Below are 17,667 nucleotides of genomic sequence, written 5' to 3' on the forward strand. Positions count from 1 at the left end.
GTGCACCCTTATTCCTCCAGCGCCTCGAAGTATCGCGCGAGCGCGTCGTACGCCCCTTCGGCCAGCGCGATGAAGATGCGGCGCCCGTCGTGCGGATCGGCATCGCGCACGAACAGCCCCGCGTCGGTCATCGTCTTGATCCAGCGCAGCGCGGTCGTTGCAGGAACCGCCGCAGCGATGCACAGGCTCGACACCGACACCGGCTGGCGCTCCAGCCGCGCCGCGTACAGGTCGAGCAGCATGTCCCACGCGGGATCGGCGAACAGGTCGGCGGGAAAATATTGTTCGCGCATCCGGCGCTGGCGCAACATCCGCCGCACCGCCTTGGCGCGCTGCCGGTCGAGCGACCGTTCTTCGGGCACAAAGCTGCGCGGCATCGCGGCAAAATCACGCGAGGGCGAACGCAGCTGCCCCGGATAGTCGTCCATATCTTCGCCGCGCGGGACAAACCCCGTCGGCGCACCGGACAAGCCGCCGCGTTGTACGGCCAGATCACCGAGCAATCGCGAGATGCGCGCCACCTCGTCCTGCAACCGGTCGATCCGCTCCATGGCATCGTCGCGAGCGATATCGTGCAACACCCCGTGCCGGGTCCGCCGCGCCGCCGCCAGCGCGACCAGCTTGTCAGTCGGGTCGGCATCGACCAGGAACTGGGCGTTGAGCGCCGCCGGAATTGCCGCAACGACGCGGTCGAGCGCGGTGAGCGATGTTTCGCAAATCAGGCGGCATTCCTGCTCGCCCGCCGCCGCGCAAATGTCCGCGAGCGTCGCACCGTCCACCGTATCCGCCGCCGCGAGCCATATGATGTCGAGCAGCCCGCTGTGCCGGATATAGCCTGCTGCGCGCGCCGCGGGCAGCATATTGGCAAGCCGTATGTCGCCGAGCTCCGCCATGGCGGGCAATGCCGAAGGCGGGCCGACGAACAACAAGGGTGACGCCGCGCCGCTGCGTATTCGCTCACCAATTTGCGGCGGCGGCCAGGCGGTGGCCGTGTCGATACCGCCAAACGGAACCGTCGACAGCCCCGATCGCTGCGGTGCTTCATGGCCGATCATGCTCATAGTCCCCATTTTCATCGCTCCACCTTGGCGTAACTATGTCGTCATTTCGGCGTCATTCACCTTTTGTTCGCTCCTCTTTGCCGCCGATATGGACCCGTCCGATCGCCACTTCGCGACTCGGCGGGCATCAAGCGCCGGGAAGTTGATCCATTTTGGACACTGTTTGTTCTCATCGTCAACCGATATTTCACCCTTGCCAAGCGGTGACGACACGGTCAGGCGCGTGCAATGCTCCGTCGCCGCTTTCTCCCTACCCGGCTACACTGGCGGCGGCGCCTTCGTTCGCTGCTGGCGCTGCTGCTGATCGCGGCAATGGCGATGATCGCGTGGACCTGGCTGCCCTCGCCGGTGCATGTGGTGCCGCTCGTCCATGTCATCGACGGCGACAGCCTGGCCGTGCGGCAGGGCGACGGGCCGGTGACGATCCGCCTGACCGGGATCGATGCCGCCGAATATCGGCAGGATTGCGCGCGCCGCGACGCGAGCCGCTGGTCGTGCGGGCGGGATGCGCGAACCGCGCTTGAAAGATTGGCGGGCGGCGGTCCGCTGCATTGCGAGGTCGCCGCGAAGGACCGCTACAACCGCACCCTCGCCACATGCCGCACCCGGCCCTTCCCCGACGGGATCGACCTCGGGGCCGAGATGGTGCGGCTAGGCTGGGCAGTGGCGACCAGCGACGATTATCTGCCCGAGGAAGCTGAAGCAGAAGCGCAGCGCCGCGGCATTTGGCAGGGCGATTTTGTGCGCCCCGCCGCATGGCGCGCCGCGCACGAACGCCCTGCAACTTTGCTGACGGCGCCCGACGGCTAGCCGCAACGCACCCGCTATGCCTCGCCGCCGTTTCGGGCTAGGGCAAGCAGCATGAACAGCCTGTTTCCCGTCATGATCGGCGGCGCGATCGGCGCCGGTACCCGCCATCTGGTGGGGCAGGCGATGCTCGCGCGGCTTGGCCCCGGCTTCCCCTGGTGGACGCTGGCGATCAATATCGCAGGCAGCCTGCTGATGGGCCTGCTCATCGGCGCGATCGCGCGCGGCGACGGTATCAGCGATACCGTGCGACTGTTTGTCGGCGTCGGAATCCTCGGCGGCTTCACCACCTTTTCCTCTTTCAGCATGGAATTCTGGATGCTTTTCGAACGCGGCCAAAACGCCCAGGCGGTCGCCTATGTCATTGCGTCGGTGATCGGCGCGATCGCCGCGTGCGGGCTCGGCCTCTTCATCATGCGGCAGGTCCCGGCATGACCGACACCAAGCCGCCGCTCGATAGCGCCACGATCGCCGAGGAAGATGACGGCATCCGCCTCGACCGCTGGTTCAAGCGCCACCGCGAGGGGACGCCGCACGCGCTGCTCGCGCGCTGGGCGCGCTCAGGCCAGCTGACCCTCGACGGCAAAAAGGCCGATGTGTCGGACCGCATTGCCGCGGGCCAAAAGCTGGTCATGCCAACGCCGCCGGTCGAAACGGCAGCGCGCCCGGCGCGCAAGGGTCGCCCGCTGACCGACGCCGACGTCGAACTGGCGACGGGGATGCTGATCCACCGCGACGCGAGCGCGATCGTCCTCAACAAGCTGCCCGGCCTCGCGACGCAGGGCGGCACCAAGACCGAGCAACATGTCGACGGCCTGCTCGACGCGCTGAAATTCGACGGCCCGACGCGCCCCAAGCTCGTCCACCGGCTCGACAAGGATACGTCGGGCGCGCTGCTGATCGCGCGCACGCCGCGCGCCGCGGCCTATTTCGCCAAGAGCTTTTCCAATCGCAGCGCGAAAAAAACCTATTGGGCGCTGATCGTCGGGGTTCCCGACATCCAGCAGGGCGAAATCGACCTGCCGCTCGCCAAGCAGCCGGGGTCGGGCGGCGAAAAAATGCACGTCCACGACGATGGCCTCCCGTCGAAGACGCGCTACCGCGTGATCGAGCGCGCGGGCAACAGCGCGGCGTGGGTCGAACTCCAGCCGCTTACCGGGCGCACCCACCAGCTGCGCGTCCATATGGCGGCGATCGGTCACCCGATCGTCGGCGACGGCAAATATGGGGGCAAGGCGGCGTTCCTCACCGGGACGATCAGCCGCAAGATGCATCTGCACAGCCGCCGCCTGCGCATCGACCATCCCGACGGCGGCGCGATCAACGTTAGCGCCGAGGTGCCCGATCATTTCGCCGCCAGCCTCGACGCGCTGGGCTTTGACCTGTTGCTTGGCGAGGTCGGGATCGACATGGGCGAAAAGGGGCCGCCGCCTAAAGCGGCGCTCAAGGCGCAGGCAAAAGCCCATGCCAAGCAGATCCGCAAGGCAAGGCGCGGCGAGCGGCGCGGCCGTTCGGCCGAAGGCAAGCCGACCGATTTCGTCGGCAAGCCCAAGCCGAAAGCCAAGGCGAAGCCCGGAAAGCCCGCACCGAAAAAGCCTGTGGGCAAGAAACCAAGCGCCAAAAAGCACCCGGCGCGCCCGCCCAGAGCCAGCTGATGCATCCCAACAGCGCCTTTCGCCCCCGGCAGGATGGCTTGGCCGAGCTGCTGGTCCGCGAAATCGGCTTTGCGGCGATCTTCGCGAGCACCCCCGACGGGTCGCGCGTTGCACATGCACCGGTCGTGCTCAGCGACGACCGCGCCACGCTGCAATTTCACCTCGCGCGCGGCAATGCGCTCACCCGCCACATCGATGGCGCGACCGCGCTCGCGGTGGTGCAGGGGCCCGATGCCTATGTCAGCGCCAGCTGGTACGCCGATGCCGACCAAGTACCGACATGGAATTACGTCGCGATCGAGATGGAAGGCACGGCGCGCAAGCTCGACGACGCGGCGCTGGTGACGCAGCTCGACACGCTCTCGGCGATCCATGAAGCGCGCGTCGGGGCAAACCCGCCATGGACGCGCGGCAAGATGAACCCGGCGCTGTTCAGCAAGATGACCGGCGCCATCGTCGGCTTTGAAATGCGGATCACCGCTTGGCGCCCGACGATCAAACTGTCGCAGAACAAGTCCGCCGACGAACGCGAGCGGGTGGCCGTCGGGATCGAAGCGACCGGCCACGGCGCGCTTGCCCAGTTGATGCGCCACCTCGGCGGCGATAGGGACAGCGCATGACCCGACCCGACGATGTACTCGCCAAAAAGCGCTTCTTTGCGATGACGATCATGCGCCTGATGGGCGTCGCCTTCATCGCGATCGGTTTCATCCTGATCAGCGGCGGCTTTACGCTTGCGGGCCAGCCGACCGACCGCTGGATCGGCGCCGCGATCGTGCTGGTCGGCGCGTTCGATTTCGCGGTGATGCCGCTGCTGCTCGCGCGCCGCTGGCGCTCGCCCAAAGACCTGTGAAGCGCTTCTGGAAAGAGGTCGCCGTCATCGACGACGATGGCGGCTGGGGCATTGCGCTCGACGGGCGCCCGGTGCGCACACCGCAGCGCGCTTCGCTGGCGGCGCCGAGCGCGGCGCTGGCCGAAGCGATTGCCGCCGAATGGCGCGCAGTGGGCGAAACAATCGACCCCGGCGCGATGCCGATGACCGGGCTGGCCAATGCCGCGATCGACCTGGCGGCGCCCGACATCGCAGCCTTTGCCGCACCGGTCGCGGCTTATGCGAAGAGCGACCTGTTCTGCTATCGCGACGCGCGCGACGCAGCGCTGCAGGCGGAGCAGGCGGCGGCGTGGAACCCGCTGCTGGCGTGGGCCGAGCGACGTTACGGCGTCGAATTTGCGCTGACGCAGGGCGTGCTGCCGGTCGACCAACCCGCAGCGACGATCGCGGCCCTACGCGATGCCGTGTTCGCACAGGATCCGTGGCGGATCACCGCGCTGACGCCGCTGGTGACGATCGGCGGCTCGCTCGTCGCCGGGCTCGCGCTGCTCGAAAACGCCTTCGACGCCGATGCCTTGTGGGCCGCGGTCAGCCTTGACGAGCTTTACCAGGAACGCCGCTGGGGCGCCGACAGCGAAGCGCAGAAAGCGCGCGCGGGCAACCAGCGCGCGTGGGACAATGCGGCGCGGTTTTTGAGCTTGCTTTGACTATCCTCCCTGTCGCGAAGCGATGGGGAGGTGGCAGCGCCCTTCGACTGCCTTGCAGGCGCTCAGGATAAACTGCGCCTTCGGCGCAGCGCTGACGGAGGGGCATTTGCGCTGCCGTCGCGGCCCCTCCACCATCCTGCGGATGGTCCCCCTCCCCATGCCTGCGGCACAGGGAGGATTTTCAATCCACAAAATTCGGCTTGCGCTTCTGCATATGCGCCATCACCGCCTCAATCTGGTTCGGGGTGCGGATGACCTTGACCTGCTCGTCGCTTTCGGCCTGCAAAATCTCCGCATCGCTCGCATCGCCGAGCATGTTGCAGAGCCGCTTGGCGCCACGGATCGCGTGCGGGTTCTTGTCGGCAATCACTGCGGCCAGCTCCATCGCCTTCGCCAGCGGGTCGTCGGACACATGCGTCGCAAAGCCGAGCAGCTTCGCATCCGAGCCGGTGAATTCGCGGTTGGTATAGATCATCTCGCGCAACACATCGTCGGCGACCTGCGTGCGCCAAAGCGCCATGCCGGCGACGTCGGGAACCAGCCCCCAGCGCATTTCCATGATCGCGATGCGCGTATCGGGGTGGACGATGCGGATGTCGGCGGCGGCCATGATCTGGCTGCCCGCGCCAAAGGCGACGCCGTGGACCGCCGCGATCACCGGCACCGGCAGCTCGCGCCAGCCCCACGCGGCATATTGGGCGTTATTCGCGATCCCCTTGGTCCGCTCGGCGAGCCCGCCGCCCGCGCTGCTCGCACCGGGATCGCGATCGCCGCCAAGGCTCGACAGGTCGAGCCCGGCGCAGAACGCACGCCCCTCGCCCGACAGGACCACAACGCGAAGTCCGGTGGTCGCCTTCAGCTGATCGACCGCTTCGGCCAGCCCCTCCCACATCGCCGTGTCGAGCGCGTTCATCTTGTCCGCGCGGATCAGCCGGACGTCGGCGATGCCGCCCTCCAACAAGGTGATTGAAATACGGTCTTTCATGGGAGAGTCCTTGTTCAGCGTTTCAGCGCGGCTTCAACCAGCGGAAGCTGGTCGTTGCCGAAATATATATCCTGTTTGTCGACGAAGATCGTCGGCGAGCCATAACCGCCGCGCGCGATGAGTTCATCGGTGTTGGCGCGCAGCCGCGCCTTGACCGCATCGCTCCCCGCCGCCGCCGCGAGCGCTGCGCCATCAAGGCCTTCGGCATCGGCGACCGCCGTCAGCACCGCAGGGTCGTCGAGATTTTCCTGCCGATCGAAATAACTCGCGAAGGCGCCGCGCGCGAAGCGGACGAGCGCCGCCTGATCTTCTTCGAGCGCGCAGCAGAAGCGCATCGCCGCGATGCTTTTTGCCGGGTGCCATTGCGACGGGAAATTCATCGGCACCCCGGCAAGGCGCGCCCAGTCCTGCAGCACTTTCCAGCTGTGCTGGAGCCGCCGGTTGTCGGCCTGCTCGCGCGCCGCATAGACGGCGGGGTTGACCGCATTGAATACCCCGCCAACGAGGATCGGCCGGTACACCGCCGCCGCGCCCGTGCGTTCGAGCACCCCCGGCAGGTTGTGGAACGCGAGGCAGGTCCACGGACTCGACAGATCGAAGAAAAACTCGACGCGGGCGGCCATCGGATCAGGCCTCCGCCTTTGCCTTCTCCCAATATTGGTCGCGCAGTAGCCGCTTGTAGAGCTTGCCCGTGTCGTGGCGCGGCAAGGCTTCGAGGAAGTCGATGCGGCGCGGGACCTTCACCCCCGACAATTTTTCGCGCGCATAGGCGACCAGCTCGTCGCGCAGCGCATCGCCCGCGTCGGCCATGTCGGCGGGCTGGACGACCGCGATCACCTCTTCGCCCATTTCCTCGTGCGGGCCGCCGACCACCGCGACGTCGGCGACCTTGGGATGGGTGACGAGATGGTTTTCGATTTCCTGCGGATAGATATTGACCCCGCCCGAGATGATCATGAAGCTCTTGCGGTCGGTGAGGTAGAGGAAGCCCTCGTCGTCGAGCTTGCCGACATCGCCGAGGGTCGACCAGCCCTTTGAGTTGCGGCTCGACGCGGTTTTTTCGTCGTCGCCATGATATTCGAAGACATTCTCGCTCTCGAAGAACACCGTGCCTTCCTCGTTGGGTCCAAGCTCGGTCTCGTTATCCTCGCCCATGATATGCACGGTGCCCAGGATCGGGCGCCCGACGCTGCCCCTGTGGGTCAGCCAGTCGGCGCTGGAGATGAAGGTCATGCCATTGCCTTCGGAGCCGGCATAATATTCGAACAGCACCGGACCCCACCAGTCGATCATCGCCTGCTTGACCGGCACCGGGCATGGCGCGGCGGCGTGGATCGCGACTTTGAGCGACGAAGTATCGTAACGGGTCCGGACCTCTTCGGGCAATTTCAGCATCCGCACGAAATGCGTCGGCACCCACTGGCTGCTGTTCACCCGATAGCGCTCGATATGCGCCAGCGCCGCTTCAGGATCGAATTTCTTCATCAGCACGACGGTGCCGCCCAGCCGGTGGATCGTCATCGACCAGCGCAGCGGCGCGGCGTGATAAAGCGGCGCGGGCGACAGATAAATGCTGTCGGCATTGATCTGGAACACCGCCGAGGCGAGCATAACGAGGCTGTTCATTGCGTCGATCGCGGGTTCCTCGGGCAGCGGCACGCGCACACCCTTGGGTCGACCGGTGGTGCCGGACGAATAGAGCATGTCGACCCCGGCGCGCTCGTCGGCGACGGGGGTCGCGGGCATCGCGGCGACGGCATCCTCCCAGCTTTCATAACCCGCAATGTCGCCGCCCATCGCGAAACGCTTGACGCCGGTCGTCAGCCGCTGCGCGGAGTCCGCGAGGCTGGCCGAGACGACCAGGATCTGCGCCCCCGAATTTTCGAGGATATAGTCAGTTTCGTCCTGCGTCAGCCGCGACGAAATGCAGACATAACGCAGCCCCGCCCGCTGCGCGCCCCAGGTCAGGCCATAATAATGCGGGGTGTTGTCGAGCATGAAGGCGACGACATCCTCATGCCCCAGACCATGCGACCGGAAGAGCTGCGCAGCGCGATTCGAGGCGGCGTCGAGTTCGCCATAGCTGATTTCCTCGCCCGTCTCGGCGACGATGATCGCGGCTTTATCGGGGTTGGTACGGGCGTGAACTGAGGGGTGCATCGGGCATCATCTCCGGGAATCGTTGCTTTGTTTATGTCGAAGATGAGTAGCAACCTGAAACTTTTGGTCAAGCAAGCTGGGTTTGATGACAGGATGGCGATCAAGAATACGGCATATCCGTGCGTTCTGCGATCAAATCGTCGATCCTGCCTGTGCCGGAGGCATGGGGAGGTGGCAGCCTCGAAGAGGCTGACGGAGGGGCGAGGCGCGACGTTGCTGCCCCTCCGTCAGCGCTTCGCGCTGCCACCTCCCCATCGCTGCGCGACAGGGAGGATTAATCGGGACGCATGCGCAGCGCATAGCCCTGTCCCTTCACCGTATGCAGCATCGGCCAGTCGAAGCCGCGATCGACCTTGGCGCGCAGCCGCGACATATGCACCTCGACGCGGTTCGTACCGGGGTCGAAGTCGAGCCGCCACACGGCGCGAAGTAGCGCGTCGCGCGACAGCGGGCGCCCCGGAACGCGCGCGAGGTTGGCGAGCAGGTCGAATTCGCGCAGCGGCAAGTGAATCAGCCGACCGGCGCGCTCGACGCGCCGGTCGATCAGGTCGATCCGAAGTTCGCCCGCGCCAAGCTGACCCGCGGCGATATGGTGCCTGCGGAGCAAGCTGGCGATACGCGCCAATAATTCGGGGAGATTGCCGGTACAGTCGATGGCATCGTCGGCGCCCGATTCGAGCGCGGTCATCCGATCGTCAAGGCTGTCGCGGTCCGACACCACGAGCAGCGGCCGGCGCCCCGCGATCGAGCGCGCGAGCCGGACAAATTCGGACGGCTCCTGCCAGTCGAGAAACGGATTGATCAGCAACAGGTCGAAGCAGGCGTCGATCCACGCGCGCAGGCCGTCGATATGACGGGGCAGTATCCGCACGACGAACCCCGCCGCCTCGACCGCCGTGCACAACACCGCGGCCCGATGCGCATGGGGATGATGGATCGCGATCCGTAACGTCCCGTCGCCTATCCCGGCGATATCCGATGATGCCATCCGCATCCCCCGTCGTCGACGCAACTGCTTGTCGCCCCGCCGCCCCACCGGCATTGCACCGCCTTTCGGCTGTGCTAACCCTGAGCCATGACCAGTATCGAAATGCTTGACGGCGACTTCGCCACCCTGCCCGACCTTGTCCGTGCCCATGCCGCGGAACGTCCCGATGCCGTAGCGGCTGCCGATCCCGAACGGCGACTGAGCTGGTCCGAACTGGACCAATTGACCGACCGAATCGCGGCGCGGTTGCAGCAGGACGGGTTTGCGAAAGGCGATCGCACCGCGATTGCGGGCCTCAACAGCGTCGAACAGATGGCGGTCATATTGGGTACGCTGCGCGCGGGCGGCGTCGCGGGGCTGGTTACCAACAGCGCGACGGGCGAGCAGATGGCGGCGATGATCGCCGACACGGGCGCGCGGCACCTGTTTCTGGACAGCGCCGCCAAGGCGAGCCTGGAAGGCCAAGTCATTACCGCCAGCGAGCTGATCGCGATGGACGGCGGCGATGCAGGGACCCCTCTCGTTGCCTGGCTGGCGCAAGCGGGTTCCAAGCCAACCCCCGTCGACATCCTTCCCGAGGACGGTTTCAACATCATCTATTCGTCGGGGACGACGGGCACGCCGAAGGGCATCGTCCACAGCCACGCCATGCGCTGGCAGCATATCCAGCGCGGCGCGCCCGCTTACGGCGCCAATGCCGTCACCATCCTGTCGACCCCGCTCTATTCGAACACGACGATGGCCAGCTTCATGCCGACCGTCGGGTCGGGTGGGCAGGTCGTGCTGATGAAGAAATTCGACGCGCGCGGGTTCCTGGAGCTTGCCGAGCGCGAGCGCGCGACCAACACGATGCTGGTGCCGGTGCAATATCGCCGGATTATGGCGCTCGAGGATTTCGACCGTTTCGATCTTTCCAGTTTCGTGATGAAATATTGCACCTCGGCGCCCTTTCCGGCGACGCTCAAAGCCGATGTGCTGGCGCGCTGGCCCGGCGGGCTGGTCGAAATCTATGGGATGACCGAAGGCGGCGCGGCATTCATCCTCGAGGCACATCAATTCCCCGACAAGCTGCACACGGTCGGGAAGCCCGCGCCGGGACATATCGCGAAGGTGATCGACGAGGACGGCAATGAATTGCCGCAGGGTTCGGTCGGCGAAGTCGTCGGCCGCTCGCCCGCGATGATGACCGGGTATAACAACCGCCCCGACGCAACCAAGGCGATGCACTGGTATGATGGGGAGGGAAATCTGTTCTATCGCCACGGCGACATCGGGCGGATCGACGAGGACGGGTTCCTGACGCTGATGGACCGCGCCAAGGACATGATCATTTCGGGCGGTTTCAATATCTTTCCCAGCGATCTGGAAGCTATCCTGCTCGCCGACGACCGCGTCGTCGAGGCCGCAGTGGTCGGCATGCCGAGCGAGGAATGGGGCGAAACGCCGGTGGCGTTCGTCGTACTGAAGGACGGCGCCGATGCGGAAGGCGTACGCGCGGACTGCAACGCCAAGGTCGGAAAAACACAGCGGCTGAGCGCGATTACGGTCGTCGACGAACTACCGCGTAGCCCGATCGGTAAGGTGTTGAAGCGCGAATTGCGGGACGCTTATACCGCTTGATCCTCCCTGTGGCGAAGCCATGGGGAGGTGGCAGCGCGACGCGCTGACGGAAGGGCCGTGGCGCTACCGTCGCAGTGCCCCTCCACCATTCGCTTCGCGAACGCTCCCCCTCCCCATGGCTTCGCCACAGGGAGGATTGATCAGGTCAATGCCGCCGCGTCAATCGCCGCCAGCGCGCTTTGCAGCCGCGCATCGCCGTCGCCTTCGACCCATGCCCATTTGAGCTGGCGCCGTTCAAGCTCACCGATCGCAACGTCCATGAATTGCCGCCGTGCGAGATCGCTGCCGAACAGGCGCGTGCCGTCCTCCTGCCATTCGAGGTCCATCGCCGGCACCAGATAGAGGTCCGCGACATCGTCCCACAGGTCGATTTCAGGCAGGCGACGGCCGAGCAGCATGATCGCCCACGCCTGCGTCATCAGCGCATCGGTGTCCGAAATCAGCCATTCGGGGTTTTGCGCCAAGGCTTCGCGGGTTGCCGCGACATGCCCGTCGAAAATCGCCAGCAGGTCGATTTCGTCCAGATCGGTGCCGTTCGCCTCGGCATAGGTGCGACCATATTCGGGGACGACGAGCCCGCCGAGCCGCAGTGCGAGGCGCGGCGCCAGCGTCGATTTGCCGGTGCTCTCGGCACCGTGAAAACAGATGTGGCGGGTCATGCGGCAACTCTATCCGACGCTGCGGCGCGGCGCCACTGGATCAGCCCGTCGATCGACAGGCCGAGCAACACGACATAGACCGCGCTGGTCGCGTACAGGCCGCGCCATGCGAACAGCGGGATCGCGATCAGGTCGACGACGATCCACAGATACCAGCTTTCGACGCGGCGCCGCGCCAGCAGCCATTGCGCGGTGATGCTGAGCATCGCGATCGCGCCGTCGATCCATGGCGCCACGGCATTGGTATAGCGATCCATCGCGAAGCTCCACGCGGCCCAGGCGGCGATGGTGACCAGCGCCCATTGCTGTCGCGCGCGCGGGTCCATCCAGCCGACGGGAACCCCGCTCTCATTGCGGGCGCGCAGCCAGCTCGCCCAACCATAGAGATTGAGCGCGAAGAAGAAGCCCTGCAAAACCATGTCGCTGTACAACCGCGCGTCATAGAAAACGACGGCGTAAAGGCTGACCGCGACCAGCGCGAACGGATAATTCCACACGCTGCGCAGCGCGACGAGCGCGACATTGATCAGCACCAGCGCCGCGGCCAGCCACTCGATCTGCGTCATCCGCTCGCCCCGCTACGCGGCCGCGTCCACAGGCCGTCGCGGCTGATCCGCCGCTGCGGCGGGCGGCGCAGCACCGACCAGCCGGCGCGCGCAATCCAGCCGAGCTTGGCGAGCCGCGTCGTGCTCGCGCGGTGGTCCCATGCATGGTCGCCCCGCGCGCGAACCTCGCGCGCGATATCGCCATAGATGCCCGCGGCGGCGAGCACTGCCCAGCGGCTGCGCGGGGGCAGCTTGCGCGCGCCCCAACGCGCCGATGCCTCATATTCCTCCGCCATTTCGGCGAGCCATTTCGCCATCACCGACAGGCGCGACCGAAAGGCGGGATGCATATGCTGACCCGGCGGGATGTCGAGTTCGACGAGCCATTCGATGGGCAGGTAGCAGCGGTCGGCGGCGGCATCCTCGGCCATATCGCGCGCGATATTGGCGAGCTGGAACGCAATGCCAAGGTCGGACGCGCGGTCGAGCGTCGCTTCGTCGGCGGGGTCGATCCCCATCACTAGCGCCATGGCCACCCCGACGGCGCCCGCAACATGGTAGCAATAGCGTAGCAGATCGGCCTCGCTGCGCGGGCGCCAGTCGTCGGCGTCGAGCGCAAAGCCCGCGATGATGTCGTCGATCACGCCGCGCGGAATGGCGACCTCGGTGAGCAGATAGCCGAGCGCGTCGAACGCCTTGTCGCCCGTCGGCTGTCCGGCAAAGGCGGCGTCGGTCAGGGTGCGAATGCGCGCCAGTGCGGCTTGCGCATCATGGTCCTGTGACATTGCGCCGCCATGATCCTGGCCGTCGGTCAGGTCGTCAGCGGCGCGGCACCAGGCGTAGAGCAGCCAGACGCGCTCACGCGTTTCGCGGTCGAACAGCTGGCTGGCAAGGGCAAAGCTTTTCGATCCGCGCACGATGCTGTCGTGTGCGAAACCGTGGAGGGCGTGCGCGTCATAGACGCCCGTCCCCTGCATTACAGATCGTCAGCCTTCATCGCGAAGATCGGGGCGTGCGGTTCGTAGGTCGCCATCTTGTCGAGCAGATCGTCGAGCCCGGCATCGACGATCATGATCCCGGCATGCGCGGGGCGGATGAAGCCGACCTCGATCATGTTCCGGTTGAACGCGATAAGGTCGTTGTAGAAACCCGCGGCGTTGAGCAGTCCCACCGGCTTGCTGTGATAGCCCAGCTGCGCCCAGCTGATCGCTTCCCACAATTCATCCATCGTGCCGACGCCGCCGGGGATGGTGAGAAAGCCGTCGCTGAGATCGGTGAACATCTTCTTACGTTCGTGCATGCCCGAAACGACGTGCAATTCGGTGCAGCCGCGGTGCGCGACTTCGGTGCCGACCAGCGCATCGGGAATCACCCCGATCACCTCACCCCCTGCTTCCAGCGCGCTGTCGGCGACCGCGCCCATCAGCCCGAGACGCCCGCCGCCATAGACAACGCCGATGCCGCGCTGGGCCAGCGTGCGCCCGACATGGCGCGCGGTTTCGATGTAGATCGGATCGGCAGGGGTCGCGGACCCGCAATAGACGGCAAGACGTTTCATAAACTTCCCCTTACCCGTTCATGTCGAGCGAAGTCGAGACACCCAGTGGTGGCGTGCGGCCTCGGCGTGTCTCGACTTCGCTCGACATGAACGGAAACTAGATTGCATCTTCCAGCATCAGCTTGGCGGTCGCTTTGGCGCTCCCTACCACCCCCGGGATCCCTGCCCCCGGATGCGTCCCCGCGCCGACGAAATACAGGTTCGAGATCACGTCATCGCGGTTGTGGGCGCGGAAAAAGGCGCTTTGCCACAGCACCGGCTCCAGGCTGAACGCGCTGCCAAGATGCGCCGACAGGTCGCGGCCGAAATCGGCGGGGGTATAGTGGAAGCTGGTCACCAGATTGGCTTTCAGCCCCGGCAGCACCCGTGCTTCGACCTCGTCCAGGATCGCATCGGCAAATTGCTGACCGAATGCGCCGTCCCAATCGACCTTGGCCTTGCCCAGATGCGCCACCGGCGCGAGCGCGTAAAAAGTCGCATAGCCGTCGGGCGCCATTGCCTTGTCGGTCGCGGTCGGATGGTGGAGGTAGAGCGAGAAATCGGCCGGCACGACGCCATTTTTGTAAATGTCGTCGAGCAGTCCCTTGTAGCGCGGCCCAAACAAGATGCTGTGATGTGCGATGTCGGGATAGTCGCCCTTCACCCCGAAATGAACGACGAACAGCGACGGCGACCAGCGTTTGCGGGCGAGGCCTTTGGACGCTTTCCTGCCACGCGGATGATCGCTCAGCAGCGCCGCATAATTGTGCATCATGTCGCCGTTCGACGCGATCATGTCGGCCTCGCCGCGCCAGCCGCTCGCGGTCTGCACCGCGGTGGCGCGGTCACCCTGTGTCTCGATTTTCGTCACTGGATCGGCAAGGCGGAGCGTCCCGCCCAGCCGCTCGAACAGCGCCACCATGCCCGCGACCAGCTTGTTCGTGCCGCCGCGCGCGAACCACACCCCGCCATCCTTTTCGATCGTGTGGATCAGCGCATAGATCGAACTGGTGCTCATCGGATTGCCGCCGACCAGCAGTGTGTGAAACGACAGCGCCTGGCGCAGCCGCTCGTCCTGCACATAGGAGGAGACGATCGAATAGACGCTGCGCCACGCCTGATATTTCATCAGCGCCGGCGCCGCCTTGATCATCGAGGCGAAGTCGAGGAACGCCGCCGAGCCGAGCTTGACATAGCCCTCCTCATAAACTCCCTTCGAATAGGTCAGGAATTTCTCGTACCCCGCGACGTCGGCGGGGTTGAGCTTGGCGATCTCGGCATTGAGCGCCGCTTCGTCGTTCGAATAGTCGAAATTGGTGCCGTCGGGCCAGTTGAGCCGGTAAAAGGGCATTACCGGGTCGAGCGTCACGTCGGCGGCCATGTCCTGCCCGCTGAGCGTCCATAATTCCTGCAGGCACGGCGGGTCGGTGATCACCGTTGGCCCGGCATCGAAGGTGAACCCCTGCCGCTGCCAGTGATAACCGCGCCCCCCCGCCTTGTCGCGCGCCTCGACGATCGTCGTCGCGACCCCCGCCGATTGCAGCCGGATGGCAAGTGCGAGGCCGCCGAAGCCGGCGCCGATGACGATGGCAGTACGGGTCATTTCCAGTCCAGTTTCGAAAGCGCCGCAAGCGCGCGGCGAACAGATACGGGCGGCTTGCCTGCCAGGATGCGCAATTTGTCGGCGGCGTTCGACCGTCCCGCGTAAAAGCGCGCGATCAAGCCGGGCGCGAGGCCATAGAAGCGCTGGAATATCCGGTAGCGCTCGTCCGGCTCGGCGGCACGGAACAGCATCGCGCCGAGCATGCGGTAGTAACGCTGGCGCCGCCACGATGTCGCGGCGCGGGCGCGGAGCCGTGGTCCCAGATCGCCGCGATCGACGAGCACGGGCAGCGCCGCCGCGGTGCGTACGGCATCGGGCAGCGAATAGCCGGTCATCGCGTGGAACACCCCGGCACGTACGCCGATCCGACCCACCCGATCGATCTGCGGCCACAGCCGGTCGAAATCGCCCGCGACGACCACCGGCAGCACCCCGGTCTCCTCGCGCGTCACCGCGGTGACGTTCCACTGCCGCCGCGCCGCATAGGTCGCGATCCGGTCGCGCACCGCCGCGACGTCGAGATCGGGCGTGTTGCTGTAATAGGTGTCCTCAACGAACACCGTCTCGGCATCGAAGGGCAGCAGATAGACGAAGCGATAGCCGTCGAGCTGCTCGACCGTCGCGTCCATCACCACCGGCCGTTCGATGCCATGCCCGCCCTCGACGGTCAGCGCCTGGCCGACGAATTTCTGCCAGCCGCAGTCGAGCATCGATGTCCTGCCGGTGCCGCGCGCATCGATGACATGCTTGGCCGACAAGCGTCCGCCACGCGCCAGCAGCACATGGTCGGGCGCGACATGCTTGGCCCGGTCGGCGATGATCCGCCCCGCAGGCAGCGCCGCGGTGACCGCCTCGGCCAGCGCTTCGCCAGTGATGCTTTTGTAGCCCATGCGGACCCGGCGCTCGCGTTCCGGAAAGGCGACATCATAACGGTCCCAATGATAGCGGACGAGCGGCGCGACGAGCCAGCGGTCGCGCTTGGCAATGTCGCTGTCGAAGAAAGACCAGATGTGATTGCCGCCGATCGCATCGGGTTCGATCAGCCGCACGTCGAGCTTCGGCCGCTTCGCCGCGAGCGCCAGCGCCGCGAGCCCTCCGGCCAATCCTCCGCCGACGATAGCGATGTCGCAAAAATCGGGTTCGGGTGCGGTCATTGCCTCGCCCTAGCCCCCGCGCGCGCGGCCCGCTAGAGGAGTCGCATGGCGGCGATCATTTTCTCGGCACTGGCAATGACGGCGATCGTCGGCGTCCGCTATCTGCTGAGCAGCGGCGGTTTCGCGCTGGCGACGCGGATCAAACATCCCGGTCTCTATCGCGGGCTGGAACAGCAGATGCGGCGCGAAGTCGGCTGGAGTCTAGCCAGTGCCGCGATTTACGGGATCCCGGCGGGCATCGTCGCGTGGGGGTGGCAGACGCATGGCTGGACGCGCATCTACACAGACGTCGACACCTTTCCGCTCTGGTATCTGCCGGTCAGCCTGCTCGCCTATCTGCTGCTCCACGACACATGGTTTTACTGGACGCACCGCTGGATGCACCGGCCCGCGCTGTTCCGCATCGCCCACGCCGTCCACCACGACAGCCGCCCACCGACCGCATGGGCGGCGATGAGCTTTCATCCGATCGAGGCCGTAACGGGCGCCGTCGTCATCCCTGCGCTGGTGTTCTTGATCCCGATCCATGTCGCGGTGCTGGGGCTGGTGCTGACGATCATGACCGTCATGGGGGTTGGCAATCATATGGGGTGGGAAATGTTTCCGCGCGCGCTCGTTCATGGACCAGTCGGGCGGTGGCTGATAACGGCGACGCATCACGAGCAGCATCACGCCGCTTACCGGGGGAACTATGGCCTTTACTTTCGCTTCTGGGACAAGCTTTGCGGCACCGATATTGGGCTTGGCGATTTTGCCGCTGCTCACCGCCGCCGCGCCGCCGCCAACACCCAGCGTTGAGGTCAGCGTCAGTGGTCTGCGCAATACCAAGGGGCAATTGCTGGTCTGTCTGACCGCCAATCCCAAAGCCTTTCCCGATTGCAGCAAGGACAAGGCGTCGGTGCGCATGGCGGTAAAAGCCGCGAACGCGGGTCATTTCAAGGTCGCGGCGCCCGCCGACGGCACCTATGCGATCGCCGTCGTCCACGATGAAAACAGCAACAACAAGATGGATATGGCGCTGTTCATGCCGAAGGAAGGCTTCGGCTTTTCGCGCAATCCCACGATCGGCATGGGGGCGCCCAAGTTCAAATCGGCCAGCTTTGCGGTGACCGGCGACACGCGGCAGACGATCAAGATGAAATATATGCTGTAATGCGGCGGCGTCCGTTTTGGGGTGGTTTTAAGCCATCCCCTCCCTTTCAGGGAGGGGTTAGGGGTGGGTGCGAGCGAAGCGAGCAGAGGCAGAATGCCGCCTTCGGCGGCTACCCACCCCCAGCCCCTCCCTAAAAGGGAGGGGCTGGGGGTGGGTAGCCGCCGAAGGCGGCATTCTGCCTCTGCTCGCTTCGCTCGCACC

The 17,667-nt window shown here is 65.7% G+C and carries 20 protein-coding genes; 9 read left to right on the forward strand and 11 right to left on the reverse strand.

Annotation, left to right across the window (positions count from 1 at the left end; translation table 11 throughout):
- Nucleotides 1-8: 8 nt before the first annotated feature.
- Entirely contained in the window at nt 9-1,076 is a 1,068-nt protein-coding gene (locus FFS18_RS15665) for a helix-turn-helix domain-containing protein (protein WP_212743063.1), read from the reverse strand.
- A 213-nt stretch (nt 1,077-1,289) separates the two neighbouring features.
- Between FFS18_RS15665 and FFS18_RS15670 the strand changes: the two genes are divergently transcribed.
- From FFS18_RS15670 to FFS18_RS15695, 6 genes are read left to right on the forward strand one after another with little or no spacing between them, the layout of a single operon-like run.
- A complete protein-coding gene (locus FFS18_RS15670; RefSeq protein ID WP_212743064.1) occupies nt 1,290-1,871 on the forward strand; it encodes a thermonuclease family protein in 582 nt (193 codons plus the stop codon).
- A 51-nt stretch (nt 1,872-1,922) separates the two neighbouring features.
- Nucleotides 1,923-2,303, forward strand: coding sequence for a fluoride efflux transporter CrcB (crcB, locus tag FFS18_RS15675; RefSeq protein WP_137871559.1), 381 nt, complete (start codon nt 1,923-1,925; stop codon nt 2,301-2,303).
- Nucleotides 2,300-3,523: an RluA family pseudouridine synthase gene (locus FFS18_RS15680; protein WP_137871560.1), complete on the forward strand. Its 1,224-nt coding sequence runs from the start codon at nt 2,300-2,302 to the stop codon at nt 3,521-3,523. The genes crcB and FFS18_RS15680 overlap by 4 nt, the downstream gene beginning before the upstream one ends.
- Nucleotides 3,523-4,143 (forward strand): FMN-binding negative transcriptional regulator, encoded by a 621-nt coding sequence (locus tag FFS18_RS15685; RefSeq protein WP_137871561.1) that lies wholly within the window; start codon nt 3,523-3,525, stop codon nt 4,141-4,143. The genes FFS18_RS15680 and FFS18_RS15685 overlap by 1 nt, the downstream gene beginning before the upstream one ends.
- Nucleotides 4,140-4,376, forward strand: coding sequence for a hypothetical protein (locus tag FFS18_RS15690; RefSeq protein ID WP_120215239.1), 237 nt, complete (start codon nt 4,140-4,142; stop codon nt 4,374-4,376). Before FFS18_RS15685 ends, FFS18_RS15690 begins: the two co-directional genes overlap by 4 nt.
- On the forward strand, nt 4,373-5,062 hold the full coding sequence (locus FFS18_RS15695) for an ATP12 family chaperone protein (protein ID WP_137871562.1): 690 nt from the start codon (nt 4,373-4,375) through the stop codon (nt 5,060-5,062). The genes FFS18_RS15690 and FFS18_RS15695 overlap by 4 nt, the downstream gene beginning before the upstream one ends.
- A gap of 181 nt (nt 5,063-5,243) precedes the next feature.
- Here FFS18_RS15695 and FFS18_RS15700 read toward each other — a convergent pair whose 3' ends face one another.
- The 4 genes from FFS18_RS15700 to FFS18_RS17775 all read right to left on the reverse strand — a co-directional run bounded on the left by FFS18_RS15700 (nt 5,244) and on the right by FFS18_RS17775 (nt 9,195).
- Complete coding sequence (locus FFS18_RS15700; RefSeq protein ID WP_137871563.1) at nt 5,244-6,047, reverse strand: crotonase/enoyl-CoA hydratase family protein; 804 nt, start codon at nt 6,045-6,047, stop codon at nt 5,244-5,246.
- Between the two features lie 14 nt (nt 6,048-6,061).
- Nucleotides 6,062-6,670, reverse strand: coding sequence for a 2-hydroxychromene-2-carboxylate isomerase (locus FFS18_RS15705; protein WP_137871564.1), 609 nt, complete (start codon nt 6,668-6,670; stop codon nt 6,062-6,064).
- Nucleotides 6,671-6,674: 4 nt separating this feature from the next.
- Nucleotides 6,675-8,207 (reverse strand): acyl-CoA synthetase, encoded by a 1,533-nt coding sequence (locus FFS18_RS15710; RefSeq protein ID WP_137871565.1) that lies wholly within the window; start codon nt 8,205-8,207, stop codon nt 6,675-6,677.
- A 274-nt stretch (nt 8,208-8,481) separates the two neighbouring features.
- The gene (locus FFS18_RS17775; RefSeq protein WP_249340432.1) at nt 8,482-9,195 is read right to left on the reverse strand and encodes a response regulator transcription factor; all 714 of its coding nucleotides are present in this window, start codon (nt 9,193-9,195) and stop codon (nt 8,482-8,484) included.
- Nucleotides 9,196-9,282: 87 nt separating this feature from the next.
- On the opposite strand from FFS18_RS17775, the gene FFS18_RS15720 reads away from it, so the two are divergent.
- Entirely contained in the window at nt 9,283-10,815 is a 1,533-nt protein-coding gene (locus tag FFS18_RS15720) for a class I adenylate-forming enzyme family protein (protein ID WP_137871566.1), read from the forward strand.
- A gap of 140 nt (nt 10,816-10,955) precedes the next feature.
- On the opposite strand, the gene FFS18_RS15725 is transcribed toward FFS18_RS15720, so the two are convergent.
- The 6 genes from FFS18_RS15725 to crtY form a co-directional block, all read right to left on the reverse strand.
- On the reverse strand, nt 10,956-11,474 hold the full coding sequence (locus FFS18_RS15725; RefSeq protein WP_120215233.1) for an AAA family ATPase: 519 nt from the start codon (nt 11,472-11,474) through the stop codon (nt 10,956-10,958).
- Nucleotides 11,471-12,040 carry a nicotinamide riboside transporter PnuC gene (pnuC, locus tag FFS18_RS15730; RefSeq protein ID WP_137871567.1) on the reverse strand — a complete coding sequence of 190 codons (570 nt, stop codon included), beginning with the start codon at nt 12,038-12,040 and terminating at the stop codon, nt 11,471-11,473. Before pnuC ends, FFS18_RS15725 begins: the two co-directional genes overlap by 4 nt.
- Nucleotides 12,037-12,996: a phytoene/squalene synthase family protein gene (locus FFS18_RS15735; protein ID WP_137871568.1), complete on the reverse strand. Its 960-nt coding sequence runs from the start codon at nt 12,994-12,996 to the stop codon at nt 12,037-12,039. The genes pnuC and FFS18_RS15735 overlap by 4 nt, the downstream gene beginning before the upstream one ends.
- On the reverse strand, nt 12,996-13,577 hold the full coding sequence (locus FFS18_RS15740) for an LOG family protein (RefSeq protein ID WP_137871569.1): 582 nt from the start codon (nt 13,575-13,577) through the stop codon (nt 12,996-12,998). Before FFS18_RS15740 ends, FFS18_RS15735 begins: the two co-directional genes overlap by 1 nt.
- A gap of 97 nt (nt 13,578-13,674) precedes the next feature.
- Complete coding sequence (locus FFS18_RS15745; protein WP_137871570.1) at nt 13,675-15,159, reverse strand: phytoene desaturase; 1,485 nt, start codon at nt 15,157-15,159, stop codon at nt 13,675-13,677.
- Entirely contained in the window at nt 15,156-16,313 is a 1,158-nt protein-coding gene (crtY, locus tag FFS18_RS15750; RefSeq protein WP_137871571.1) for a lycopene beta-cyclase CrtY, read from the reverse strand. The genes FFS18_RS15745 and crtY overlap by 4 nt, the downstream gene beginning before the upstream one ends.
- Before the next feature lie 45 nt (nt 16,314-16,358).
- Here crtY and FFS18_RS15755 point away from each other — a divergent pair, with 45 nt between their 5' ends.
- The gene (locus tag FFS18_RS15755; RefSeq protein ID WP_137871572.1) at nt 16,359-17,111 is read left to right on the forward strand and encodes a sterol desaturase family protein; all 753 of its coding nucleotides are present in this window, start codon (nt 16,359-16,361) and stop codon (nt 17,109-17,111) included.
- Complete coding sequence (locus tag FFS18_RS15760) at nt 17,056-17,466, forward strand: DUF2141 domain-containing protein (RefSeq protein WP_249340433.1); 411 nt, start codon at nt 17,056-17,058, stop codon at nt 17,464-17,466. Before FFS18_RS15755 ends, FFS18_RS15760 begins: the two co-directional genes overlap by 56 nt.
- The last annotated feature ends 201 nt before the right edge of the window (nt 17,467-17,667 follow it).

The sequence above is a fragment of the Sphingopyxis sp. 2PD genome, assembly GCF_005503695.1.
Classification (GTDB): Bacteria; Pseudomonadota; Alphaproteobacteria; order Sphingomonadales; family Sphingomonadaceae; genus Sphingopyxis.